The following is a 24,233-nucleotide window of genomic DNA, read 5'->3' as shown; positions in this document are numbered from 1 at the left end:
ATTTTTTCTATTCGATTGGCCTGATTGACCCAGAAGTCCAACCGGGTACGGGTCAGGGACCATGCATCATAGGGTCCCCACCCGTAATACTTCGTCACCTCAGCGGCTAGCTGCTGCCATCCGGCGAGGGATCGAAGGTTAAAAAAGACATCAGGTAGTCCTCGCATTGCCGGTAATCGGTAAATGCCATGCTGCCCAGCACTTTTTCAGTCACCCCCGTATTCAAGGCGATCAGCAGCTTCATGGCGGCCATGCTATTCTTGGCTCGCTGAATGTCATAAAACTGCTCCACCTCGGCCAGGACTGGCTCTTTCAGGTCCAGATGCTCGTAACGCACATCGCCCATTGTCAGCGCCTTGCTGAGTACAATCGTTTTTTTCTTATCGAGCGTAGCCATATCAATACTCCGTCACCGATCCGCCTTCCCAGCGAACATCAAACACCGCTTCTTCGCCATCAACATCCTGCGTATTCACGGACCACATGTTTTCGCCGATCACTGTTTTACCGTTGGCCAGCTCAACGACCACCGTGACGTTGGTGGCATCGTTGATTTTAGCGATCGACGTTCCGCCGCTGTCACGCGCCTGGTAGGAAATAAACGGCGCTCGCGGCTTCTCTTTGTAGCCGTGGACACCATCCATCCCTGTCAACGTAGAGCGTTCCCATTTGCCAGGGCTGTATTTGAACTGGCCGACGACCATGACCCTTACACCGTCGATGGTGACGTACGCAGTACCGGCCAGGCGGTTAGTTGTGTCTCCCATAAATCCCCCTTAGGCTGCGGTTTGCGCGCGTCGCCATTGATTGAGTAGTGCGAAAATTTCCAGTTGGTCGATCAGCGTACCCGTCCAAAGCACATCAATACGCTTGGTATTGCTGCTGTTGCGCTCCACCAACAATGTTTTTGCAAATGCCGCTGCATCCTGCACATAGCCGTTATATTCCAGCGTGCGATACTGGGCGATCAACTCGGCGCGGATCACATTTGGTGTCACAATGGGGGCACCAGGTGCAAACCGGGTGCCATCATTGGCCAACTTCATGCGACCAAACTTTGAGGTGATCTGCGCGCGGAGGAAACGTGTCACAAACATGAGCAGGAAAATCGTCTCAATGTTCAGATAGCTGTCATCTGCATCGCCATATTTGTTCTTCTGATAGGTGGTGATGGTCTTTTCCACCTGCACTGACCCATCATCTGCCACTGTATACGTGGAGATACCGCTATACAGTAGGTTGTTGCGCTCTGTTAGGGTGAAACGATCTTCCAATGGCGGTGCCAACACACCACTGATAGTCAGCGTCTGCGTGGGTCGACCCGGATCATTACGCAAGCTTAGTGCAATGGCCCCCGTTAACGCGGCAGCCCAGAGGTAAGCAGGCGTCGGCGAACCATTGATACCCAGCAGAGTCTCATGTTGATTATTTCGTGCCTCCCCTACAGTCGACAGAGAGCCATAAGTACCCGTCAGAGCACCGAAGGAATGTCCATAAAGCTGCTGAGCGTAGGACCAGCGACCGGAGGAATCGGAAAGAAACTCTTTCATCACGTTTAGTGATGTGGTGTCTGTATACGGATTAACGATAAAATCAAAAGTCCGATCCTGTAGGTTTCCCAGCGCTGCCTTCAGATCCGGCGAACCGATACCCCCCGCCATAGGTGTGATTTTAAACGTCATGCCTTGCGGCGTGTCTTCTCCACCCGCCGCGCCCTGATAATTGAGGCGTATATCGATGCTGTTTCCGTGCCAACCTTTATTTTTTGCCGTCAGGTTAACCGTATCACTCGACTTGCTATCCACATCAGCAATGACCGGTAACGTGCTTTGCCCGTTGATTGCCGCCGCGATAGCCGTAGCCACCGCCCCCTTGTCATCTGTGCTGACAACGGTCAGTTGGACACGCATGCCAGCTATATAGATAGACAGGACACCGGTCGCAGTGGCAGCAGTCAATACCTGTAACTTTCCCGATGCTGGCACGATACCACTGGCACCGTCTGATAGGGGTAATATCCAAATATCGGCAGCGGGGTCATTGGTCAGATATACAGTCATCATGTTGTGCAACATTGAGCCATTGCCACAGATACCGGCGACCAACGAATCAGACGAGACTTTCTGCGGGATGCCTGGCGTTGCCGTCGCTGTTGCCAGCATTTGTCCGATCAGCAACGTGCGCTGAACGGTTGTGGCTGAATTGGCCATTGAGTTATCAAACTCGGCATAAAAAAATGGCGCGCGCTGGTTTGGCGGAAGGCGATTAAATGGGATGGTCATTGCTCATTCTCCTGGCTTTTCTTCCCTGCCGCTGGTTTTGCTGTCGCGTTCGGGTCGAATTTCTCAACATCGCCATCCTTCAGGCGGCGGCCCCAAAAAATATCATCAGGCACCTGTTCGCCGGATCCAGGCAAAAAGGTGCCCTTGACCGGATCGCGCACAACACGCCCCGGTGCGGGTTTAACAAACATAGGGTTACTCCAGATCGATTTTAACGTGGGGTTCGGGGGTACCATCAGGTATGGAAAACAGCACGTCTACCCCTTCAAGGGTCTCAGTACTGATTTCAGAAAACTCTTCAGGCCCCTGATAATATTCAATGTCCAATTCCATCAACAACTGGGCTGTATGCCCTTCGCCGCCAGCATCGACATCAATGGTGGATCGCACCTGCTGAAACTGCTGAATCTTGCGAGTCAGTTCATAGCTGTTGATTACCGCGCGCTCTATCTGCTCGCGCAATTCTTCCAGCGCCTCTTCTGCCTTCTCTGCCCCATTGTCTTCCGCCTCATCGTCCAACTCCTGGAGGCGGCCTGTGAGGCGAACCGTGGTCACAGTGTTGAACTGGGGAACATTACGGCCCAGTGAACTCTTAACGTCGATCGGCGTTTGCACCAGGATAACCGGGTACATGTCAGCGGTTGTCGGCCAGTCGCGCGGCGAAAAAACCCGATCGCCTGCATCGGTTTTATTCTTCAGCGCTTCAATGACCAGTAGCCTTATCCCTCTGGGGTTCATGATTTCACCTTATTGAGAATAAGCTTCGTTCCACCATGGCTATCCGGCTGAACGTCTGAAACGGCAAACAGCGTATTAACCGGTACCCCACCGACGATACCGACGAACACCCGATCCCCCTGTTTCGGCAGTGCCTTAAACTCGCTATCACGAACACCCAACACCGGTTTGGTGGTGTTGATAGTGCTGCCATCGTCCAGCGGCTCGACCTCTTGCGTATAAGCACGATCAAAAATGCCGCTGACGGTGTACGGCGCACCGCTGGCAGGCCGGTAGTCAACCGGGTCACCAAAAACGCCATGTAACGGTGCAAGCAAATGCTGATCCCAGTTGATACCCATTTACTCCCCCGATTGCACAGTTACGGCCGGCGCACTGCGAAGCAACGCCAGCTTGCGGAGTTGTTCAACATCAGCAACCACACCCAGACCTATCAACCGCTGCGCATCCGCTACCGGCAACGTAAACACCCGGTTTTCTGGATAGTCACATCCATCGTGCCGCACGGTGTTGCCTTTGGTGACAACCACTGGAACCATGCCGTCCGGCAGCTTTTCACCGTCCTCATCGTCATCCGAATCATCGCCAGTGTCGGTGTCGGTGTAGGTGTCGGTGTCGGTGTCGGTGTCGGTGTCGGTGTCGGTGTCGCCAGAATTATCGTAAGCCTGATCATCAACCTTCAACGTTTCCGGGCTTTCCTGGTCACCCACCTGTAACTCGGGCGGCAAGCCGCCCAGTTCTTCTTTTTGCGGTTTCTTGGCCATATCACACCACCGTTGCACAAAGTGAAGCATTAACCCGGCTTGGAATGACCAAGGGCGCTGATTGCATCATAAGCAAACGTTGTGCCGGATCTTCTTTCACCCAGGTTTTAGGCGCAAATGCCAAAGGACCATAGTTGAACGCTGGATCCAAAATAACGCCGAAGGCACGCGTTCCCATTAGATCGGCGCAACTCATGACTACCGCGCCATCGGCGATCAGAGGCTCTTCAATGCCTGTAACGGGATCAATAGCCCAGTCGTTGTACAGCCACAAATCAAAGTTGCCCCAACGGCCTTTATAAACCGCTCCCTTCTTAATTTGAGCACCAATGTTAATCTGGTTGCCAAAAGGGCTTAATGCCGGAAAGGTGATGGCATTGTCCTTGATCGTGGTATCAAGACGAAATGCACGCCATGACTTGTTGGTGAACACCAGATCTGTAGGCACTGCCCCAGAGTTTTTAAGGAATGTCGTCTGCCAGGCTTCAATATCATCAGACGGTTGAGTGTTGGTAGCACCAGAGGCAATGCTAAGAGGCCATCGGTCTGAACCACTCAGCGTAATGGTTAAATCTGCTGAACGTCCAAAATCAACCACCTTGGTTTCATAGCCCTCACCTGCAACAGTGACCTTACCTTTAGTCAGAGCACTCGCCGCCATCCATTCCAGGCGGCGATTGATCATGTCGATTTGGTCAGCCATCTCAAACTGGAGGTTCAACATTTCGCGCTCTGCGGCGGTAAATTCTCCCCCGATACGTTCACCAATCTGGCGGCTGATAGGCTTACGCAGATCGGGGGCGCGTTTGTCTTTGATGTAAGCGGGCTTGAAGACATTAGTCTGGTATTTACGCTGTTCAACCAGTTTCCCCTCCACCAACGGGGAAACAAACGGGGCCATACGACGCAGACCAACATCCACGTCAATGGCCACTTCTTGCGTCTCATAGGTCACCACATTCGGAAAGAAGCGATCCAAAAGCCAGTTTTGGCAGGTTTTAAGATTAGGGACGACCTGCACCAGCACGCTGGTATCAAAAATGTTTTCCATATTCAGTCTCTTTATGATGCCGGTGCGACCACCGGCCATACTTTAGATGTGTGCAACCCTGCCAAAGAACTGGCATCGGTTACGTTTCAAAAGGGTTAGATCAGGATACCGGCGACTGGATGCTATCGCGCAGGAAGATGGCCAGCGGGCGGAATTGCGCCTTCAGTTCAACAATGGTCCAGGTCTTATCGAAGATCAAACGGTGCTGATTAAACTCGCCCATCAGATACACACCGCCAGTTTGTGCTGTGGTCGTGGTGTCTACGTTATCGACCAAAATGGCGGACGGCTTTTCACTGCCGTCAGTCGCATCTTTTTTGCTCGGGATATACGCGCCGGTCGCGGTGATCATGCCGAGTACCGTCCCTCGTTTAAGCGCCCCTGAAACACCGATCGTGACAGAGTCAGTGACCAGTTGTAACGGGCCAGAAACCAGCTGATCGGGAACGAACAGCGAACTTTTCATGCCAGGTGCAAATTGATTTTGTCCAAACTGGTCCATTACTTATTACCTCGTGCAGAGTCATAGAGGCCGGTCATCTTACTTACCAGCGCATTTTTCCCCGTGGCGGGCTTGCTGCCATCCGGGCCAAGGCGTACCTGTTCAGATTGCATACGCGAATCCAGCGAAAAACGCGCTGTTTTCGCCGGAGCAACAGCCCCCATCGTTGCCAGCGTGCCAATGGCTTCACTCGCGCTCATGCGGGTATTAAACGCCAGATGCGCCGCCATATCCGGGCGGCCAGCGGCATGCTTACTACCAAAGATGGCGGCACAGCGTTTACGCTCAGCACGGCGACCTTTTTTCACATCGCGGTTTTCGTCTTCTTCCGCGTCGGCATCATCATCGTCTTCTTCCGCCCGACGAGATTTCGCCTTTTTGCCCTTTTCTTTGTCGTCGTCCTCTTCGGCATCAGGATCGCTGTTATCATCGTCTTCCATGTCTTCGCGATCATCCTCCTCTTCGGCGTCCTCTTCATCATCGCGCTCTTCTTCTGCACGGCGGGATTTCGCCTTTTTACCTTTTTCTTTGTCGTCCTCCTCATCTTCGGAGGATTTTTTCTTAAGACCCATCAGGTGGGCAAACTTTGAGTAAGACATACGTTAAGCTCCTGCTTCATTCAATAATTTTCGGAACGCGGCATCAGGGGTCATGACATCATCTGCCAGTCCCAACCTGACGCCATCAGCCGCCAGAAAACAGGCAGCCTGGGTATTGCGGATAGTTTCTTCAGTGATGCCCCGATTGCGGGCTACCGTGCTGACAAAAAGTCTACCCATCGTATCCACATCATCCTGTATCGCAGCGCGAGCCTGATCAGTCAGTTTGACGTAAGGATTGCTTTCAGCCTTGCGGTCACCGTAAGTGATGATGGTGACCGCCAGCCCATCATCTTTGATCCGCTGTGACCAGTCACAGTGAATAACGATGACACCTATCGATCCCACCCCCCCTGTGCGCGGAACGTGGATGCAATCTGCGGCGCTGGCAATAGCGTAGGCTGCGGAATAGGCATTTTCTGACAGGATCGCGTGTATCGGTTTAGAGCCGCGAGCGTGATAAATCTCATCAACAAGGTCAAAACACCCTGCAACCTCTCCCCCTGGGGAGTCGATATCCAGACAGATGCCGCTCACCGCCGGATCGTTCAACGCAGTCAGGAATGATTGGCGGATGCCGTCATACCCGGTCATGCCGCTGTAGGGGCGCAATGAACCTAGCTTTTGAACTAATGTTCCCTGAACAGGAATAATGGCGACGCTATCTACCACGTCATAACCGTTATCTTGTTTTTTAGCTTTACGGATAAAACTATCATCGTCCCCTAACCAGTCAGAGGCCAAGGTGTTGATACGAGTGATCCCGAAACGGTCCATCATTGCGGCCATAACGACTTCGGCCTTTTGCGGGTGCAGCGCCAGCGGCGTGTTAAATAGCCGCTGCGCCAGATGCGGTAAATTCACTCTGCCTCCGGATCTTTAATTGTTTCAGGTGCAAATACATCAGCTTGCGCCCAGCTAGGTGGCGTTAATCCGCGCTCTTCAAATGCCGCGATTTCTCTGGCACGCTGATCCAGCATTTCCTCCCAGTCTTCACCGGCGTTTTCTGCGGCTTCCATTTCCAACGTGGAAAGTCCGGCATCCATACCGAGTATGGCCCCTTTCTTCTCTGCCACCGGATCTACCCAGCCTCGACCTGGCCCCATCCAGCGCGCACGACAATAGGCCGCCCTGGCATCCAGAAAGTGCGGAGCGCCGTTCGGCAGCGGTAAATCTTCCGTGTCGTGGATTTCTTCGATGAACGCAGACAAGATAGGTTGTGCAAACCCGACAGAAAAATCATCACGCCGGCGGGTCAACGTTTTCCATGCTTCCAACATCGCCGAACGTGCAGAGCTGTAGTTAACATCAGACCAGTCTTGTGTTACCTGCTGGGTAGAAAGCCCCGTTGCAGCGGCGATATTACGTAATGCTGCACTTTCGAATACTTCAAAATTGCTGTGCGGGCGTGCCGCATTGACGGCTTTGACATCCTCACCGGGATACAAGATTGGCATTCGTGCGCCGTTTTGCAGAGATATGCGACGATCTCTATGGAAATCAACACGACCATCTTGGTAAGCGCCAATACTGGTATCGTCGAAGGTTTCCCCCATCGCTGCTTCAACCATCTGCGGATCGTACGGCGAGGTAATGTAGGCACCGAAGACCGCATTCAATATCGCCGCTTCCAACTCTGTCTGATCGTACTTGATGAGCATTTTCAGGCGCTGTACCACCGGCGTTAATATCCCGTTCCCACGATGCTGGGCACCACGCTCATGGTCATAATCATGCACCACATGCGGTCGGCCCCAATCGGTTTCCCTCGGGATACGCTGCCAGGTCATCGTTTTGGCTCCGCTCCACCAGTCGCCGATATGCGCTTCACGTATGTGATAGGCTACTGGCGCACCATCACCATCAATTTCGACACCGCCACGAATGTTCGGCATATCGAAGTTTTGTTGCGGGTTGCTCAGTCGATCTGGGTCAACAATTTGCACTGTCGTGGCGTAACGGCCTCGCCCTCGCCCAAGCCGATCAGGCCGATATTGCAGAACTGCCAGCGCATCACCATCAATCAGTTTGTGACGGAAGCCCAGCCTCAGCATTTGCGACACCGTTTGTTTTCGCTCAACGTCACAAAAACGGCCGGGGTCATCCTGCGCCCATGACCGCCAGTGTGCCTCGATCACTTTGCCGTATTCATCCGCCCAAGTGGAGTCAAATGCACTGTTACCCGTCATCAACGCCAGCATGCGGTAATCAGGTTTCAGGATGGGGCGAAAGTTAGCGCCAATGGCGTTATCCAACACCCGGGTAATGCTGCCACTGGCCCACCCATCATTGCGGGCCAAATCCCTGACACGGGAGACAATTCGATCGCGGTAAATATTGATCTCATTGTCGGGCGACCATAGCGCCGGTTGCCAGTTTGCCAACTGGTCACTGAATGAGTCAGCGGCGTCGTACGGCACCCGACTTCCGCCTACCAGCATGGACGCCTTTGAACGGGATGGCGGCAACGGTTGCCCGTTGGGGCCAAGTATCTTGACATCATTCATCAGAATCTGAACCTCATTGGACGGCGCGGCCTGATATTAATCCCTAACTGAGCCTGGAGAAGCTGGATCAGCGCCATCAGGTCAGCCATTGATGCCTGTTGAAAAGAAACTGACCGGGTGCCGTCTCCTTGGGTATATGAGAACGACACACCGCGTGATCCCGAGGCCAGATCGATATACGCCTGCTGCGCCTTAGTCAGCGCATCCTGCAATTGTTCACGCGTCATCGCTCCGGCCAGCAGGCTGGTATTGCGGTTAAACATAGAAGTCCTTACGATGGCAAAAGTTGTGACAGGCGCTTGCGTTTAGGCTTCTCTGCGGGTTCCTCGGTAACACCACCGGGTAAACGCAGATTAGGCTTTTCTACCGACTCAACCGGAGCAGGTAACAGGCGATCCGGGTTAAGTACAATGCTGTCAGCCAGAGAATTAAGCTTCAGCCCCATGTAAAACAGTCCGCACAGCGCCGCGTAGCTATACACCCGACAATCCAGCGCTTCGTTAGCGCGTCCGGGCAGTTGTTCCCACACGCGGTAACGCTGGCCACCAGACACTTTTAGCACTGAACGCTCGGCTAATAGCTGGCTGAAATAGTTCAGATCACGGGAATCAGGAAAGTGCATATAGCTGGCTGATGGCTCACCTGGTAACTCGGGTGGATCGATATGCAACCGGCCACGGATAGTGTCTTTTGCCGCATTGACGCCAATGATGATCGGTTTGAAACTGGATTTACTACGATTGGTTGGTTTCTTTGTCGGCCATACCGGAGAGCGTTTGCCACCTCGTGCCGATTCACCTTTAATAGCCCAGATACGGCGGCCAAGACGTTCTTTAGCAAACTCGTACACTTTCTGCGTGTGGTGGCCACCGGAGTCCATGCAAGCCGCCATGATGGTAAAACCTCGTCCATCAGCACGCCGCCAGATTTGCTTCAGATAGATATCTAGTCTCTTCCACGGTTCATCTGTTTCCAGATCGCCCTCAATGACATCGAACGCTATCGACCAGCTTTCTTCATTACGCCCCCAGCCAGTGACTTCAATTTCAAAGCGCCCATCCTGGGTATCAATACCGGCTGTCAGCACGGCCACGCCATCAGGCACTTCGGCAGACCAGACCTCACAACGTTCTAGCAAACGTTTTTCGCTTAGTGCTTTTTCACCCCGATCTTCGTAGGGTTCGCCCAGCACAAGGTTAATAAACGTCTGACGCATGAGTGGATCATTTTTAACCCGCAGCCATTCGGCAACCAGGTATTTCCATGCGGCATTGGGGAACAGGCTGTACCCCGCCCAGATGTGGAAGCCGGCATGACCCTTAAACGGTTTGCTTGCCCGCCATTCACCCCGCTTTACCATTGAGGATTTTTCGTTATGGTGGATCACGCAACCATTGTGGCGGCAAACGTAATAAGCCGTTTCAGGTATGCCCTCACCCTGCTCATCCTTGTCCCATTTGATGCCGTAAGGGGTATCCGGGCCTCCCCATTCCAATACCTGATATTCACCGCAATGCGGGCATGGCACGTAATAGCGACGCTGATCGCTCTCCTCATATGCCTTTTCGATACGACTGGTCCCCTTCACCGTTGGCGTTGATCCCAACGCTATCTTGCGGTTCCAGAATGTCTCTGAGCGTTTGATACCCAGTGCAATCTGATCGCCCTCCACACCGGCACCGCCAGCAGGGTAGCCATCCACCTCATCAAACAGAATGATGCGGCAGGTGATACGGCGGAATCCCCCTGGGCTATTTGCCCCCACCAGCGTCAGGTTGGCACCGTTGGCAAACGTCTTCTTGAGGATAGTTTGATTACTGTCCTTGGCCTTAGGGTCACCGCAGATCTCCGCCAACACGGGAGTATCACGCAGCATCGGCGCGATCTCGGTCTTACTGTAATCCTCGGCATCCTCGACACGCGGCTGAACGATCAGGATCGGCGACGGGTCATGCGCCAGATAATAGCCAACGACATGGTCAAGGATTTTGGTATACCCGACACGTGCCGACTTCATTACCGAAACCTGTGTAACAGAAGGATCGGTAATGGCATCCATGATGCCATCCTGATAGGCGAAGGAACGAAAGCGGCCGGTTTGGGCGCTGGTCTCTTTCGACAATACTGCGTATTTGTTAGCCCATTCGCTCAGTGATAGCGGCTCAGGTGGCCGAACATCAGCGCGTCGCTGGCGCAGATCACGGGTAAAATTACGCCAGGCTGTGTTGTCAGACCTCTCTCCTAGGGTTATCTGCATCAATGCTTAATTCCTCCAGCGCCTCATACACCACCTCTTGCAGTGCCTGGACAAACTCCGCGTCGTTAGTGGTGGAAGCCAGCCCCCGCAACCGGGGGCCATGTTCAGGAGCAATCGCAATGAGACGGGTGCGCATGCGGGCGTATTCATGACCTACCGCCTCGATCATGTCTTTATAGGGCAACACCTGCCCGGATTTAATGTCGTAATCAAGCTGGGTAAGCAACGCAAGGAAGTTTTCTTTCATCTGGCGGGCTTCATCGAGCGACATCGTCACGCCGTGCTCGGCGATCATCCGCTCGACGGTTTTCGTCGCAGACTCGGGAAGAGCCTTATCGTTTTTGTTACCTGACTTGTTACCCGAGGATCTGTTACCTGTTTTGTTACCCTGTTTGTTACCCTGTCTGTTCCCTGCCGCTTTTTTTTCAGGGCGGGTAACAGTTTTTCGGAAGCGCTCAATGTTGGCGTTAGACGCTTCAACATCGATTTCATCTCCGGCCAGAACCAGCCAACCACGGGCCTTCCAGCTCGTTACCGTCTTTCGGCTGACGCCGTGAAGTTTGGCAAAATCTGACTGGTTCATCTGTTACCTCAGGTGTTACCTGTTACCCAAATTTCAAAAGTTGATAGCTAGTGAAATATCGGGGCGCGCAATGCCCCTGTAATATCAATCACTTAGGAAGGACCCATTTTTTTCTGAGGGGGGTGTTTCTGTATTGGATGTGGTTATTTTGCCGTCACCATGGCTTCAGCCATTGCTCTGCTTAACTCTGTAGGCATCAGAGCATTAGCCATCACCTGTGCTCGATCAAAGTAACCCAACGTTGGCTTAACGGGCAGTGCGTCACCGAACCGAATCAGTAATTTTGGTGGCCTCTGTTTAACCCTCTCACGGCGAGTACCATTTGCTGAACGCTTCCGCCGTTTTTTACCCTTCTTGACTTTTATCGCTTTCTTGCGCTGCCATACACCATTGACACCCTTTATCTCACCGACGAACGTATTAGGCTTGGCCTTGAGTTGCGAGAGTTTATTACGCGGCAAGTTGCCGTATTTATTCAGTTTGATGTTTTTAGGGTTAAGCAGCGCCTGGCTGTTCAGCTTATGCTGACCACCAAATTCAAACGGCTCCAGATAACTGGCCGCAGTATCCATAACAAACACCTTGGCCTTTAGATTGCTTTTTCTAGCACCATACGATCTGACCGCATTGACAGTGAAGGGTGTTGGGTTCTCCAAGTGACGCTTAAAAGCAGTTCTCTCCGCGTCCGCAATCTTTCGGGCTACGCGGGTTAGTGCCTGCGCGGTGGCAAACGGGATTTGCTTCCTTACGCTCTGGAGTTGAGCTGACAGCTCTTTTAAACCCGCCATGCTACCTCCATAAAAGAAACCGGTCTGTGTCTAGGCTGGGGGGGTCGTTATGACAGGGGTTTTTTGGTAAAAATCTGATCTAGATCACAACATTGATAGTTCAGTATCCAGTAAGTTATGTAGCGAAAGTTTTCCCTGGTGTTGTTAGACTTGCCCCTTTGTCATTTGGGGCTTTTTTCCCTCTGATTCCACTACTGGCACTGTCCTTTCAAATACGCCTGCAAAAATTTTAGTTTCCGCTGATCGCTAATCATTCCTGAACGGATATCGAGAACAGTTGATCCAGCTTCTCTACTGACCTCGATGGCGCTTCCATTGCCCATGCTGGCACCGGTGGCGGTTTTGGACACACTACAGGTGCCTTTGATGCGCAACTGGCGACGACCAGCGGCGACATCAGCACGAAGACGATCATTCTCAAGTCTGGCATTGGTAAGCTCCTGGGTGTATTTAGCGTCGAGGGCTGCGACTTCTTTTTGCTGGCGCTGGATGGCGTTGATTGTGTCTAGCCTGGACTCCGCTAATTTCTCCACTTCTTGCTGCTTACTCAGTGCTTGGCGATAGTTGTCGCGGTAATGCCAAGTGGCTATAGACAGAATGACGATTATCCACCCTGATAGCGCAGCAAGGCTCACTTTCCAGTTGAAGGGGATCATCGCAAAAACATCTCACGCTCTGCCGCCCGTCGCTTGACCAGACCAGGCACTACAATGCGGCCACTGTGACACCAGCGGGGAAACTCTTTGGCCGCGCCCTGGGTATCGCCTGTATTGAATTTCTTCACCAGCGTAGAGCCAGCGAACGCAGCACCGCCAATGTTGAATGCTAGCGCAACCATTGCATCAAACTGATGTGGGTTCATTGGGCGCTTAATCGCCGTGTTGACTGTCAACTCGAATACAGCCAAATCTTCATCCAAAAAAGCATCTGCCTGGGCTTTAGTAATATGATCGCCGGGCTTTACACCGTGAGTGTGGCCGTAGCCGATAGTGTCCTTACCCGCGCTGCATTTGTATGCCGTCAGTTTCAGACCTTCATACTGCCTAATCAGATCTTTACCGGCTTGACTTGTCTGCATTAACGCCCCCGAAAATCCGCTCCCAGAAATAAGTAAGCGCCACACTGCCCATCGCCCCACTCAACCCCGCGCCCACAAAAGCCATGTTGACCGATAACCCCGTTTCCATGCTCAGGATGCCACCAATCAGCCCCGTAAAGCTCGATACGATGATTTGTGCCAGCGCCGCCGCCCAACTCCACGTTGTCTTGTTGCTTTTGATATCCATAAGATACCTTACGACCCCACCCCAGCCCGCAATGAGAATAAACACCACCCACAGGCTGGAGAATATATGGTTGATATCTTTATCCGGCATAGCCCCAACACCCTTTGGTGGATTGACCGGATAGACCGGTGATAGAAACAAAAAAGGCCACGCAATAGCGCGGCCCTGAATGGGTGCCAGATAGTTTCTGGCGGCACTTTCCCACATCTGCTATCGTTAAATCGCCAAAAGTAACCACATCAAATATGGAGAAATCAATGAGTCAATCAAATAAACCAGTAGGCGAGAACAAACCTCAGCCAGCAGAACAACCGAAGCCAGCGCCGGTAAAACCCGGTGACTTTTCGGTTGACCGCATGTTAGTTGGCGATTCCGCCGAAGGTTTCAGTAAAAAAAGTAAGTAAGCACAGAGATAATAAGAGCACAGGCCGGGGTAATGATGGTTGCCATCCTTGCCTTGGTTAGCCTTGTTCTTATTTTCACATTATCGCTTATTAACTCATTGGCGGTTACGCACAACTCATGGAGCCTATACCGCTTAATCACTGACAGGCGATTACATTCACCACTGAATCCTTTACTTTTGAAATAATCAAAATGCTCTTGATTTATGGATTTATAGTTTTCTTTGTAAAGCTTATCTGGAGAATAATAAACCAGACCACGCTTGTGAACTTTTAAAACTCGCATTACTAGATAGATAGCGCACAGTGACCACCATATGATGAAGAAACTAAGCCCTGCAATGAGGAAATCCAGATACGGCCTTTGCATTAACAGCAGAAATGACGATCCGATACCCACGATCAGAATACTGAGCAGCTTGTACCCGTTTTCTTTATTCACCGTGTTTGAATGGTAAATTTCCTTGATACACGCCTCGCCCTGCGTTTCTAGAAATTCAACCAACTCATCTTCAGTATCCAGAAAGTAATCGTCCGGCAAGTTTTTCATTTTACCCTCGTAAGCGCTGCACGCCGCCAGCGGTTTAACTGATCTACCTGAATGCAAAAAGCCCCGCACGGTGGCGAGGCTGTAAGTCTTATGCGGCCCAGATAACTATCACCACATCGAAAAGCGCTCTCCGCTCAACCGCAAAAGTTCGTACAACGAAACTGTCCGTCTCACCGCGAAAGCGCTCATCTAATGTAATCAAAAAAGCTGCCGTACATTCCTAAGAACAATTACGGCACCTTACCCATATATTGTGGCTAAATGGCTAAAAGATGTCAACGGCTTTTTTTGACAAATGTTGAACTTTAGCGACAGATTTACGATCAAAGAATGCTTTTCGGAGAGGATGGTAAATCATCCAAATGCTGGCAGTCAGAATATCCTCTATCTCATTTCGGCAAGTACCATATGACGGCTTGCGCCATCCCTCTCCATATCGCCCTCTGTCGATTTTGCGTGGTCTTGCAGCATTGTGATAATACGATGCGATGGCACGCTTGGATGATCCGTGAGCGTAATAGCTCAGCAAAATGCCAAACGCTTTTTTGTCAATGCACATAACAGAATCAACGACTTGAGAGATCAACATTCCATCATCGTCATTGCACATCGGCCGATTGGGGTATTGTGGCGGTGTGACTGTTGCCATGTACTGAGCTATAACGCTGCTTTGCCGCTTGTCCAGCCTCCCCGAATAAACCCAGGCACCCCAAAGTTCCAGCCAACCGTTTACCCAGTCGTGCTGCTCTTTTGTGAGTTTCAACTCTCGAATACTCATGCTCCCACCCCATCAGTGTTAACGGTGCCGAACCGGTCTTGCCGTGTCGTGTATAACTTTTTCAAGCCAATCTCACGCCGAGGATTGCGCTCTTGGCGAACATACATAACCCCACCAGGGCGCTGAGTTATGCAGTGATGACGCCCGGTGTCAGCGCGAAGAAATCGGGCTTCGTCTATCGCTGCCGCCAAGTCGGTAAACATCAGGCTGCCTCCGATAATTTTCTAAGTGCTTTCAATTTCGCCCTGTAACGTGCTCTGATTGCGTCCAGTTCATCGCGGGTGTATCGGTGAGGGTTATTGTCGTTTTCAAGCGCCATGACCCGCTCAAGCCCGATTTTCGATATTAGGTTGATGCGGTACTGGGTGATTGCGCCAGAATGATGGACATTACAGGCGGCACACTGGAGTGAGCAGTTATCTTCGTTGAAACGAAGATGGCCGGCCGCTGCCGTTGTCCTGTAATGCCCGGCGTGATATTCGGTTGCCGTTGTACTGCCGCAGCTTATGCAGCCGCACCCCTCATCCCTGGCTCGTATGTAGTCGTTAAACACTCGCTGTGTCAGCGCTATCCAGTGACTTAAAGGCTTGGCGTCAGCTTTACGCCTTTGCCACTCACGGCGTGCTGATGCCTCAGACTGCTTTTTTCTGCGCTCTGATTGCTGCTTTGCGTACTGGATTGCACACGTTGGATTACAGACGATTTGGAGGGTGTTGTGAGGGGTGAAGCTGGATTTACATAGGCGACATTTTTTCGGCTTAAGGCTTTTCGCCGTTGCCATTTTCGTTCACCATCCTGATCAAGTTACAGTGAAATATTTTCTTCCCAACGTAAAACTTTCCTAACCGTTCGCACTCTCTCGCCACTTCAAGATGTGCACTTTCCCACCCCAGGCGGTACGACAATAAGATGACAATTACGGCGAGGGAGCCAAGAATAAAAGTGCCAAGGATAAATTCGATCATATTTCCACCCAAAGCGCGATCACGCAGATTGCCATGGTGATGAGAGAGCCTATTAGCTCGATTGAGTAGGTCATGCTGCGTCCCTCCTGTTTACTGCTCCCGACAACGCGAGTAACAAACTCCTTGGCACTGTGGTGAACTGTTGCCTAGGTCTTACATAGGGTCGCCATATCAACAGCATTGACCCTTTGCTGTTGCCATTACCCTTTTTGCCCGTAGCGGGGTTTACAAAGCTGATCCTCCCGTCCGTGATAAGCCTTACTTCATCAACGCTGTCCAGCGCCTTGCTAAACCAGCCGGTGGAGGGGTCACAGGGAACGAGCATGACAACGGGTTGATGCTGCCTTGCGCACTGCTCTGCTGCTTTTGCTACCCAGGGGGTGATATCGCTATAGGGGGGATTGCACCAAATTGCCCCGTTGCTACTCCAATGATGAGTTAGCGCATCGATAGCTTCAGTTAAGTAGTGTGCACAGAGCGCGTTTTCAGCACTGGCCGCCGCGTCTAGCCAAAACCCAAATTCACTATCCAGTGCGTCAAAAAGCCATTGTGGAGTTTGCCAGTAGTCGCGATCTGCTGGCGGTGTGTTAGATTTGAGCATTACGCCACCTGTTTATTTTTAAGCTGGTTGTATTCACTGTCGGCCGGCACCGTCAGCCGACACCCGATGTTTAGCGCCCACCCTTCCACCTGGTTCAGGTAGAAATGCATTTCGCCAGTATCGAGATCGGCCGTGTGCCGAAGAGAAAGCATGACCGTCTTTTCACCGGTCACCACATCGACCATTTCCCGCTCTTCGTATCCGAGATAGGTGTGTTTCATCGCATCCTTCACCCATTCTGGCGACGCGAAGGACTTGCCACGCTTGATGAGATAAGCGCTTAGCTCTGCGTACCACATGTGCTGGAGTGAGTTTTGGGGAAGACTGCGCTTGTCGCGCCATTCGGATATTTTTACTCGGTAGCGTTTACCGCTGGAGATGAGTTCGAAGAGGTAGTGAGTGAATTGGCCGAGGGTGCTTTTGTGTAAACAAAAGTCCTGCACGTATACCCTCCGGGTTTATCCCTTTTTTTCCACCTTTTTGAATAGTTCAATCAATGCTTTCATGTTCAGTTCTGAGTGATAACGACCTCTGCAATAAACCAATTTGCGTGCAGCCTCTACCACCTGATCTTTCCAAGATTCAATATCTTCAAGTTGCTTATTCATGTTTAACCTCTGGTAAAATAGGGGCTTCGTACAAGCGCCTATAAACGCAGTCGTAGACAAATGGAATGAATACTGAGAAAAAAACGCTCCAACATTCATCGGCATAGCCTGTAACTTTATCCACCATTGCGACAATGGAGCTATCAGGCGTTCTTGGTCTGCTCACCCCGTAAATACGTTCGAACTGTACGATAAGATCTTCGTTTGACAAACTCTCATCCAAGCAAAAACCGAATCTCGGATCAGCGAGAAATGCATTCTTGATGTGTTCTGGTAAGTTTTTATTCCTATTCATGGCCACCGCTGCCTGTCAGCAATCATCACTGACACCACGAATATCAGGATGAGTAATTGGTCTAATTCTGTCACTGGTTATCTCCTTGGGACTGTTTAATTTTTCAAAGATGGAGTTAAGCTCCTCGCTTTCGAATCCATCGCACCATGCCTGATCTATCAGTGAAATAATTTCGTTTACTTCTTTGTCGCTCAGTTCTACGTTCACTGGTTATCTCCTTTGCGGGGTATCCCGCGTGGCCTGCTTAGCTGTTCCTGGTATACCTTCGCACCATTTAGCAGCATGTCATTAAAATCACCGCGTTCCGGCCAGCGAATGCTCACGGTTTCAACATCGCTGTTACTCAGAATATTTTTATTGCCACACTCAAAAGCGGCGGCAAGCCCCGCTCCGTTATCATCTCTGTCCGCAAAAATGATTAAGTGTCGTACCCCTTTCGGTGCCCTGAATTTACGCATAAAACCTGTGTTCAACGTTGCCCACGTATTACAGCCATAAACCTGTTTTGCTGACAGCGCCGTCTCTATGCCCTCCGCGATCCCCAGCGTCGAAGACACCGGAAACATCCGAATAGCTACCGAACTGGCAAAATTCAGGTAGTTATCATCCTGCATTCGGGTCATTTTCCTGTTGACCCCGATATTGGCCTTTCTGCCATTCTCCAGAAAGGTTCGGTGCAGGTAACACCCGGAGCCTCGCGCATCAGTTGCAATCGCCCACATGGACTGAAAATCACCTTGCGGGGTTCTCTCTTGCGTATTGAATCTGATGTGTGTGATCGGCAAGTCGTGAATGCCCCTGTCAGCAAGATAGCGATGTGCTGGTGTATCACGTAACGGCAAGAGCGTTGAAAACCTGGTAATAACCCGGCTGCGGTAGTCCTGAATATTTGGGGGAGATGGGGGGGATGCTGTCGACTGGTAATTATTTCCGATGAGTTTGTCTATTTCCCTCGCTAGCGTCTTAAAATTCTTACCTTGGGTTAGTTCGAGTAGCTTCCATCCATCCCCTGAGTTGCAAGTGCAGATAAATGTTCCTCTGCCGCCCTGGTCGTCTATCCTGAACTTTCCCTTCCGACCGCATATGGGACATTCCCCCTTGAAGTGATTTTTTCCCGTTACCGGGGGTAAGTTAAAATACTCAAAAATCTCAGGCCAGCGCCCCGTGGCCGCTGATACTGTTTTCATGTGCTAAACCTCTCTGCTGAACTGTTGTCCCCATTTTTTCCTGCTTCTTAGCCCAAGCGATTTGTTTTGACCGGATGTAATTACTGACTTCAGGTGTGATTTCCTGTGGGGTATCGTGCAAGTTGCGAGGCCAGACGCCGAATTTCTTTTTGAAGGTATGAGCACACCACCCATCAGAAATTGGTTTGCCGGTTTGCTCGCGCTGGCGTTGATAAAACTTAATTTGACTCCACCAACTTTGCTTCTCTTCCCGGCTGTAGATTTTCTCTTTGCCGCTCAGGCAAGACAGTGTGCGACTCTCATCGACATCAACGTTTTCTCCCATGAGCGGTTTAAATCCACATTTGGGGCACACATAAACACCGGCTGGTTTCATGTAGTGGCATGATGCGCACTCCAGCGGTTTCTTCTCCGCCTTTTTCTCTGTCCATGATGCGCCTTGCTGCTTCATCCCATCACTGGTGTCAGGAAGCGACTCATACTCAATTTCATCAGGAAAACCGAGCAAGTGAACGCTACCGCTGTGATCGAATATCAGGCACTTGTCTTTTCCTTGCGCAGTCCTCAGCCCACGGCCAAGACACTGAACCCAACGGATCTCTGACTTGGTAGGTCTGGCGTAGATGATGCACCGAACATCGCTGTCAAAACCGGCGACAAGGACACCAACATTGACAATGATTTTTGTGGCTCCCTGTTCAAACCGGTTGATGATGCATTGGCGCTCATCGTGTGGAGTGTCCGCTGTCATGACTTCAGCATTAACCCCCGCCCTGTTGAACTCCATCGTCACGTAGTTTGCGTGTTTCACGTTAACGCAAAAACACACTGTTGCTCGGTCTTCCCCATGTTCAAGCCAGTTTTTGATAATGTTCCCCACCAGAGTTGCATCGCCCATAATTTCGGCCAACTGATCTTCGTTGTAATCACGACCATAAACGGCGAGGTTTGATGTTTTTACATTGCTGATGTCCGGGCGATCCGGCGCGTAGAACTCGTAAGCGCTCAAATCGCCAAGGCTGATCAGCTCTTTCATCGTCGTAGGCTTAATCAGCTTTTCGTAATACTTCCCCAGCCAGGGGGCAAATGGCGTACCAGACAGGCCAACGACATGAATGTCTGTATCCCTGATGATTTCCAATAACTTTTTGCGGCGAAGATGTGCCTCGTCAACGATTAGCAGGTCAATGTTGTCAGGGAACTGGCGGCGGATCAGCGTGTCTGCGCTGGCAATCTGTATCAGCTTTTCAGGATCGTAAAGCGGATGGTTCCGCCACACGTAGCTGATTTCCTCCGATGGCAAGCCGTATTCAACAAATCGGGTGGCAGTCTGGTCAAGTAGAACGGTGTAAGGTGCCAGGAACATGACCCGCATTCCACGGCTAACCATCCCGTCAGTGATGAATGCCGCAATCGCCGTTTTCCCAAATCCGACGCTTGCCGATAACAGCATGGTTCTGTGTTGCTTCCAGTTGGCTCTCAGCATGTTTAATGCTGTCACCTGTTTTTCTTTTGGGTTAATATTCAACATGTTTAGTTTTCCTTGTGTATTCGGGCGGAAACCTCCCTCAAGGTTTCACGCCTAACCCCCTTCGTAGCTAACTTGCTCATGGCCTGTGTTGCCTCGGCAAAGTCGATAACCTGGGCGATTTTTTTCCCCATTGAGTAATAACAAGACTTTGAAATATTCCAGCTTCTCCCCCCCCAGTTGAACTCAGGATTAACCGCATAAATTCCACGTTTGAACCTGATAAGCTCGGCAGCTTCGAGTTCGTTATTTGCTCGTTGAACACTTCGTACGGTGACACTCAGGGCATTTGCCACCTCTGCCGAGGTCGCAACGTAACGCCCATTCCGCCAGTCGCAATGCTCAGCGACGTAGCCGTACAGTTCGATTGCTACTGGGGACAAACCAGATAACCGCTTGAATAATTCCCAGGATCTGAAAACCCGAGACCATCTTTGCATAGCTCGTAACCTATTGATTTTTAACAAAGCGACAGAACCTGTCGCAAAAAGCGACAAACCCTGTCGTTTTGATGTGGCTTAAGATTATGAATTTTAAGGAAAAGTTAAGTTGCATCTCCTTATCCTTGGACGTGCGGGCGCGCGTTTAACTAAATTTTTCCACGGTGTCAATGTTTTTTGTTTTGGGCTTTTTGTTATTGCTTTTGGCTTTGTGCAAACCTCACCTCTGTAACACTTGCCAGAAAAGAACTTTCCCCTGACGGGTGAAGTCGTTAGTACCGAGTTTCAACTTGCACAGTAATGGCTTGTGTTCTTGGCTAGTGCTGTTTTAATAATTCGGGCTTAGAAACATTTCCCCGGCTGTAGGTGGCATATTTTCGGATAAATACCCTGAGCCTGGTGTTGGCTTCATGCCTTGCCCGGTTATCTTTTTTGAATGAAACAGGCTCCATTTCCCATCCAGATTGATAAACTTCGCCGTATTTCATGATGATCTTGTTGCGTGTTATTGGGTCGAGATGAAGCAGCATTTCGCGTATCCATTTCTCATCGTCTTTGTGGAAATGGGCTGGCATCTGGACGTTAACGCTGTAATCGAAACTGTCCATTTAGCCCCCTCCTCTCTGGTTGTTTATCCAGCATTTTGCATGTATAATTTCCCCGTTTGTTGTATTGAAACCTCATCTAGTTTTGACTCTGACGCTCGGCTACTACCGAGCGTTTTTTCTTTCCAGAAAAGGCACCGTCAGGCTAATTGATACGCCTCGTTTTCATTTGTGATTTCAAGTTGATACTTCGCAAACTCCATCGCTACCTTCATCAGATACCTGTACTGATCCAGCGGTAACTTTTTCTCTCCACGCATAACAAAATCCTCTACACCGCAGGCGGCGAGAGTTTCCATAATTTCAGGGAATTTTTCTGTACGGCGCAGAACCGTTGAGTCAGCCACGTTGAGCATCTTCGCTACAACCGTTTGCCGTGTGGTGCTCAATGCCTGATGTGCTGTAGCCAGCAGGTGGCGGCCAATGAATGACAGTGATTTGCGTGTTTTTGCATGTTCCATGCGTGATAATTTCCGTGTTGATTTGAATTGAGATAAAAAAATCAGACGTGCGACAGCCGTGGGGTTGCCACTTAAGTAATGCCCCACACTGGCGGAGCTGACCAAAGGTGTTAAAGAGCTTTGTTGTTAGGCGGCCTTGCTGCCTGATTTCATAAACTGATGCGGGTAGAGAATTTCCATCACAGTTATTGCACCACCAAAGAACTCAGCAATTTTTTTTGCGTTATCAAGTGATGTGATCTGCTTTCCACGCTCAATCCGGCTCAGGTTTCCCACATCTATTTGAGTTGCCAGAGCCACTTCAGTGATGGTCAATTCTTTCTCCACACGCATTTTCCTTAATGGTGTATGCATGTAACCCTCCAAAGATGCGCTTTACGCATATTAAAACACTTGTCAAATTTGCGCAACACGCTTTGCGCAATGCGCATAAGGAAACCAATATTTAGCTCATGAAAGTAGGTGAAAAAATCCGGCAAATTCGCAAAGCGAAGAAAATGACCATCCTAGAACTTGCAACTGCTGCGGGAAGCGATGTTGGGAACATATCGCGTCTTGAACGTGGCAAGCAGGGGTATAGTGATCTTATTTTGAGAAAAATAGCTGATGCTCTCGCTATTCCAATTTCTGAACTATTCTCTACAGAAGCTGACAGCGATGCTGCTGATTTATACAGCATCAAATCTTTATCTGGTTCAGGGAGAAATAGTTTGTATCGAGTTGATGTACTTGAGGTATATGCTAGCGCCGGAAATGGTGCCTATACAGGGGACGTAGTTGAGATTATCCACTCTATTGAGTACGTGCCTGAACATGCAAAGATGCTCTTTGGGAATAGACCACAAGGATCCGTCATGCTTATCAACGTTCGGGGCGATTCAATGATGGGAACCCTCGAGCCAGGTGATCTAATTTTTGTTGATGTAAGAACTAATGTTTTTGATGGTGATGGCATCTATGTTTTTGATTTTAACGGTGATACGTTTGTTAAACGTCTTCAAAAAGTCAAATATGAGCTAAAAGTGCTATCCGATAACAAAGCCTATGAAGCTTGGTCAATATCCCCTGATGAAATGGAAATGCTTCATATCCAAGGCAAAGTACTAGTAAGTCAGTCTCAACAGACACGAAGACACGGATAATAACCTTCAAATCTACATAGCCCGCATCAAGCGGGTTATTTTTTTGCCTGTACAAAAACCGCCAAAAAATATTTCTCAATTTAAAACAAACACATAAAAGAAATATTCGATATGCGCCCTTGTATGCGCTTGACGCATTTGCGTAATGCGCATATATTCATTTGCGTAAGGCAGCAACCAGCAGCGGCAATATCCCAGCAGGAAATACGACGAGTTACCCGCTGATTGCCTGAGCTTAAGTAGCCAGCCTGAGGCTTACGAACATGACGGCGGTTGGAGCAGACCATTACTAAAGAGGACAGAAAAGTGAGTGACGAAACTGTAGAAACTGTAGAAATTGCGGGTATTAAAATGAGCAAAGAAGCCGCATACCGTTGTATGGACTCTGTTGAGCCTGCCGTGACGGATGTCGTTAAACATTTAGTTAAAAGTGGAGTTGAAAAACCGGTTGTCATTGAAGCGGCAAAAACTACCGCCGAAGCGGTAGTAGCAGGAATGATTTTTATGGTTTGCGGCCCAGGACAGCCCATTCACTCAAAACCTTCTCCTTGTCTAACTCCTGAAGGTAAGTTTGATATGCCTTCTCAAGCTCAAGAACCTGAGCAATATATTCACCAGCAGTAAATTTTTCATCGGAACGCCGGAGGTACTCAACAGCCAATTCCCGAGCATCATACTTATTAGACATAACAATTTCCTCTCTGTTTGTGGTGAACAGAGGATACCACTGCCGCCTGAGGTGGAGAAGTAAACCAGGCACTAAACCACCGCAGATTGCAGTTCATAACTAAAGACAACACACAGGGGATAGGAAATGGATCAGCAATTTAAAGCAGAAGCAGATGTTAACGATGTGAAGTTAGCTCTTGAACTAGATAAGGATCAGAACGGCAAAATCACTAGGAAGTCCATTTCTGAAGTTCCTTACAGACTCTCTGAGAAAAACGTTTACGAAATGTGGGTAGGAGTTAAGAGGCAGGCCGAAAACGCACTCCAGTTTTTATTTGCAACGTCAGCGACTGAAATTCACAAAGGCAACGACCCGTTATCGAAGTGGATCGTGGTGGTTTATGAAGACCGAATTTGTTTCGAGCGCTTCGGTGATGGCGTAACGCTCGAAAGTTATGCCCCAGTGACACCAGCAAAAGCAGCAGTGTATGCAACGGCTATCGTGAATGGTCTTGAACCACCAGGAGATCTTCGTCCGTGCGATAAACCGACTGATTGAATGTTATTTGTATCCCATTAGCAGCAAATAAGAAGGATATGACGATGACATTAGAAGAGTGGCGGGCCGAAGTAAATAAACCAC

General features: G+C 50.2%; 36 protein-coding genes. 4 read left to right on the top strand and 32 right to left on the bottom strand.

All coding sequences use genetic code 11. The features are described from left to right. Positions 1–106 precede the first annotated feature (106 nt). The 19 genes from SYMBAF_RS04215 to SYMBAF_RS04125 all read right to left on the bottom strand — a co-directional run bounded on the left by SYMBAF_RS04215 (position 107) and on the right by SYMBAF_RS04125 (position 13,447). On the bottom strand, positions 107–397 hold the full coding sequence (locus SYMBAF_RS04215) for a phage tail assembly protein (protein ID WP_040264836.1): 291 nt from the start codon (positions 395–397) through the stop codon (positions 107–109). A gap of 1 nt (position 398) precedes the next feature. Next, a complete protein-coding gene (locus SYMBAF_RS04210) occupies positions 399–767 on the bottom strand; it encodes a phage tail tube protein (protein WP_040264835.1) in 369 nt (122 codons plus the stop codon). 9 nt (positions 768–776) lie between these two features. After that, positions 777–2,282, bottom strand: coding sequence for a phage tail sheath subtilisin-like domain-containing protein (locus tag SYMBAF_RS04205; RefSeq protein ID WP_040264833.1), 1,506 nt, complete (start codon positions 2,280–2,282; stop codon positions 777–779). Continuing rightward, on the bottom strand, positions 2,279–2,473 hold the full coding sequence (locus SYMBAF_RS04200; protein WP_040264832.1) for a DUF2635 domain-containing protein: 195 nt from the start codon (positions 2,471–2,473) through the stop codon (positions 2,279–2,281). Before SYMBAF_RS04200 ends, SYMBAF_RS04205 begins: the two co-directional genes overlap by 4 nt. A 4-nt stretch (positions 2,474–2,477) precedes the next feature. Continuing rightward, positions 2,478–3,020, bottom strand: coding sequence for a hypothetical protein (locus SYMBAF_RS04195; RefSeq protein WP_040264831.1), 543 nt, complete (start codon positions 3,018–3,020; stop codon positions 2,478–2,480). After that, entirely contained in the window at positions 3,017–3,361 is a 345-nt protein-coding gene (locus tag SYMBAF_RS04190; RefSeq protein WP_040264830.1) for a head-tail joining protein, read from the bottom strand. The genes SYMBAF_RS04195 and SYMBAF_RS04190 overlap by 4 nt, the downstream gene beginning before the upstream one ends. Then, entirely contained in the window at positions 3,362–3,784 is a 423-nt protein-coding gene (locus tag SYMBAF_RS04185; RefSeq protein WP_185899917.1) for a hypothetical protein, read from the bottom strand. 1 nt (position 3,785) lies between these two features. Further along, positions 3,786–4,835 carry a major capsid protein gene (locus tag SYMBAF_RS04180; protein ID WP_040265094.1) on the bottom strand — a complete coding sequence of 350 codons (1,050 nt, stop codon included), beginning with the start codon at positions 4,833–4,835 and terminating at the stop codon, positions 3,786–3,788. Positions 4,836–4,935: 100 nt separating this feature from the next. Beyond that, the gene (locus SYMBAF_RS04175; RefSeq protein WP_040262920.1) at positions 4,936–5,337 is read right to left on the bottom strand and encodes a head decoration protein; all 402 of its coding nucleotides are present in this window, start codon (positions 5,335–5,337) and stop codon (positions 4,936–4,938) included. Further along, complete coding sequence (locus SYMBAF_RS04170; RefSeq protein ID WP_185899916.1) at positions 5,337–5,936, bottom strand: hypothetical protein; 600 nt, start codon at positions 5,934–5,936, stop codon at positions 5,337–5,339. Before SYMBAF_RS04170 ends, SYMBAF_RS04175 begins: the two co-directional genes overlap by 1 nt. Before the next feature lie 3 nt (positions 5,937–5,939). Then, positions 5,940–6,800 (bottom strand): S49 family peptidase, encoded by an 861-nt coding sequence (locus SYMBAF_RS04165; RefSeq protein WP_040262922.1) that lies wholly within the window; start codon positions 6,798–6,800, stop codon positions 5,940–5,942. Next, positions 6,797–8,443 carry a phage portal protein gene (locus SYMBAF_RS04160; protein WP_040262924.1) on the bottom strand — a complete coding sequence of 549 codons (1,647 nt, stop codon included), beginning with the start codon at positions 8,441–8,443 and terminating at the stop codon, positions 6,797–6,799. The genes SYMBAF_RS04165 and SYMBAF_RS04160 overlap by 4 nt, the downstream gene beginning before the upstream one ends. Next, a complete protein-coding gene (gene gpW / locus SYMBAF_RS04155; protein WP_040262926.1) occupies positions 8,443–8,706 on the bottom strand; it encodes a gpW family head-tail joining protein in 264 nt (87 codons plus the stop codon). The genes SYMBAF_RS04160 and gpW overlap by 1 nt, the downstream gene beginning before the upstream one ends. Before the next feature lie 8 nt (positions 8,707–8,714). Then, positions 8,715–10,700: a phage terminase large subunit family protein gene (locus tag SYMBAF_RS04150; RefSeq protein ID WP_040262928.1), complete on the bottom strand. Its 1,986-nt coding sequence runs from the start codon at positions 10,698–10,700 to the stop codon at positions 8,715–8,717. Next, positions 10,672–11,283, bottom strand: coding sequence for a hypothetical protein (locus tag SYMBAF_RS04145; RefSeq protein WP_040262930.1), 612 nt, complete (start codon positions 11,281–11,283; stop codon positions 10,672–10,674). The genes SYMBAF_RS04150 and SYMBAF_RS04145 overlap by 29 nt, the downstream gene beginning before the upstream one ends. A 143-nt stretch (positions 11,284–11,426) precedes the next feature. After that, entirely contained in the window at positions 11,427–12,071 is a 645-nt protein-coding gene (locus tag SYMBAF_RS04140) for a hypothetical protein (RefSeq protein ID WP_040262932.1), read from the bottom strand. Positions 12,072–12,262: 191 nt separating this feature from the next. After that, on the bottom strand, positions 12,263–12,727 hold the full coding sequence (locus SYMBAF_RS04135; protein WP_040262934.1) for a lysis protein: 465 nt from the start codon (positions 12,725–12,727) through the stop codon (positions 12,263–12,265). Continuing rightward, complete coding sequence (locus tag SYMBAF_RS04130; protein WP_040262936.1) at positions 12,724–13,149, bottom strand: lysozyme; 426 nt, start codon at positions 13,147–13,149, stop codon at positions 12,724–12,726. Before SYMBAF_RS04130 ends, SYMBAF_RS04135 begins: the two co-directional genes overlap by 4 nt. Continuing rightward, positions 13,127–13,447 (bottom strand): phage holin family protein, encoded by a 321-nt coding sequence (locus SYMBAF_RS04125; protein WP_040262938.1) that lies wholly within the window; start codon positions 13,445–13,447, stop codon positions 13,127–13,129. Before SYMBAF_RS04125 ends, SYMBAF_RS04130 begins: the two co-directional genes overlap by 23 nt. Before the next feature lie 167 nt (positions 13,448–13,614). On the opposite strand from SYMBAF_RS04125, the gene SYMBAF_RS04120 reads away from it, so the two are divergent. Further along, positions 13,615–13,761 carry a hypothetical protein gene (locus SYMBAF_RS04120; RefSeq protein ID WP_162835900.1) on the top strand — a complete coding sequence of 49 codons (147 nt, stop codon included), beginning with the start codon at positions 13,615–13,617 and terminating at the stop codon, positions 13,759–13,761. On the opposite strand, the gene SYMBAF_RS04115 is transcribed toward SYMBAF_RS04120, so the two are convergent. From SYMBAF_RS04115 to SYMBAF_RS04055, 13 genes are all read right to left on the bottom strand, one after another. Next, a complete protein-coding gene (locus tag SYMBAF_RS04115; protein WP_040262940.1) occupies positions 13,742–14,311 on the bottom strand; it encodes a hypothetical protein in 570 nt (189 codons plus the stop codon). The genes SYMBAF_RS04120 and SYMBAF_RS04115 overlap by 20 nt on opposite strands. Positions 14,312–14,576: 265 nt before the next feature. Beyond that, positions 14,577–15,089 (bottom strand): antiterminator Q family protein, encoded by a 513-nt coding sequence (locus SYMBAF_RS04110; RefSeq protein WP_040262942.1) that lies wholly within the window; start codon positions 15,087–15,089, stop codon positions 14,577–14,579. A gap of 202 nt (positions 15,090–15,291) precedes the next feature. Next, positions 15,292–15,870, bottom strand: a complete 579-nt coding sequence (locus tag SYMBAF_RS04105) for a recombination protein NinG (RefSeq protein ID WP_040262946.1) — start codon at positions 15,868–15,870, stop codon at positions 15,292–15,294. Between the two features lie 254 nt (positions 15,871–16,124). Beyond that, entirely contained in the window at positions 16,125–16,655 is a 531-nt protein-coding gene (locus tag SYMBAF_RS04100; RefSeq protein WP_040262950.1) for a phage N-6-adenine-methyltransferase, read from the bottom strand. Continuing rightward, positions 16,655–17,098, bottom strand: coding sequence for a YbcN family protein (locus tag SYMBAF_RS04095; protein WP_052447615.1), 444 nt, complete (start codon positions 17,096–17,098; stop codon positions 16,655–16,657). Before SYMBAF_RS04095 ends, SYMBAF_RS04100 begins: the two co-directional genes overlap by 1 nt. Positions 17,099–17,113: 15 nt before the next feature. Beyond that, the gene (locus SYMBAF_RS04090; RefSeq protein WP_160289763.1) at positions 17,114–17,263 is read right to left on the bottom strand and encodes a hypothetical protein; all 150 of its coding nucleotides are present in this window, start codon (positions 17,261–17,263) and stop codon (positions 17,114–17,116) included. Positions 17,264–17,573: 310 nt separating this feature from the next. Further along, complete coding sequence (locus tag SYMBAF_RS04085; protein WP_040262952.1) at positions 17,574–17,765, bottom strand: hypothetical protein; 192 nt, start codon at positions 17,763–17,765, stop codon at positions 17,574–17,576. After that, positions 17,762–18,745 (bottom strand): toprim domain-containing protein, encoded by a 984-nt coding sequence (locus tag SYMBAF_RS04080; protein WP_040262954.1) that lies wholly within the window; start codon positions 18,743–18,745, stop codon positions 17,762–17,764. Before SYMBAF_RS04080 ends, SYMBAF_RS04085 begins: the two co-directional genes overlap by 4 nt. Beyond that, positions 18,708–20,276: a DEAD/DEAH box helicase gene (locus SYMBAF_RS04075; protein ID WP_082026811.1), complete on the bottom strand. Its 1,569-nt coding sequence runs from the start codon at positions 20,274–20,276 to the stop codon at positions 18,708–18,710. Before SYMBAF_RS04075 ends, SYMBAF_RS04080 begins: the two co-directional genes overlap by 38 nt. 2 nt (positions 20,277–20,278) lie before the next feature. Next, complete coding sequence (locus SYMBAF_RS04070) at positions 20,279–20,656, bottom strand: helix-turn-helix domain-containing protein (RefSeq protein ID WP_237162934.1); 378 nt, start codon at positions 20,654–20,656, stop codon at positions 20,279–20,281. Positions 20,657–21,030: 374 nt separating this feature from the next. Further along, the gene (locus tag SYMBAF_RS04065; protein ID WP_237162932.1) at positions 21,031–21,321 is read right to left on the bottom strand and encodes a hypothetical protein; all 291 of its coding nucleotides are present in this window, start codon (positions 21,319–21,321) and stop codon (positions 21,031–21,033) included. 137 nt (positions 21,322–21,458) lie between these two features. Continuing rightward, positions 21,459–21,779: a hypothetical protein gene (locus tag SYMBAF_RS04060; RefSeq protein ID WP_040262958.1), complete on the bottom strand. Its 321-nt coding sequence runs from the start codon at positions 21,777–21,779 to the stop codon at positions 21,459–21,461. Positions 21,780–21,905: 126 nt separating this feature from the next. Continuing rightward, complete coding sequence (locus tag SYMBAF_RS04055; RefSeq protein WP_040262961.1) at positions 21,906–22,133, bottom strand: helix-turn-helix domain-containing protein; 228 nt, start codon at positions 22,131–22,133, stop codon at positions 21,906–21,908. A 98-nt stretch (positions 22,134–22,231) separates the two neighbouring features. Between SYMBAF_RS04055 and SYMBAF_RS04050 the strand changes: the two genes are divergently transcribed. The 3 genes from SYMBAF_RS04050 (at position 22,232) to SYMBAF_RS04040 (ending at position 24,149) form a co-directional block, all read left to right on the top strand. Then, positions 22,232–22,921: an XRE family transcriptional regulator gene (locus SYMBAF_RS04050; protein WP_040262963.1), complete on the top strand. Its 690-nt coding sequence runs from the start codon at positions 22,232–22,234 to the stop codon at positions 22,919–22,921. A gap of 306 nt (positions 22,922–23,227) precedes the next feature. Next, entirely contained in the window at positions 23,228–23,545 is a 318-nt protein-coding gene (locus SYMBAF_RS04045) for a hypothetical protein (RefSeq protein WP_152609013.1), read from the top strand. A 190-nt stretch (positions 23,546–23,735) separates the two neighbouring features. Beyond that, positions 23,736–24,149 (top strand): hypothetical protein, encoded by a 414-nt coding sequence (locus tag SYMBAF_RS04040; RefSeq protein WP_040262967.1) that lies wholly within the window; start codon positions 23,736–23,738, stop codon positions 24,147–24,149. The last annotated feature ends 84 nt before the right edge of the window (positions 24,150–24,233 follow it).

This window comes from Serratia symbiotica (genome assembly GCF_000821185.2).
Taxonomy (GTDB): Bacteria; Pseudomonadota; Gammaproteobacteria; order Enterobacterales; family Enterobacteriaceae; genus Serratia; species Serratia symbiotica.
This window is presented reverse-complemented; position numbering and strand designations above follow the sequence as displayed.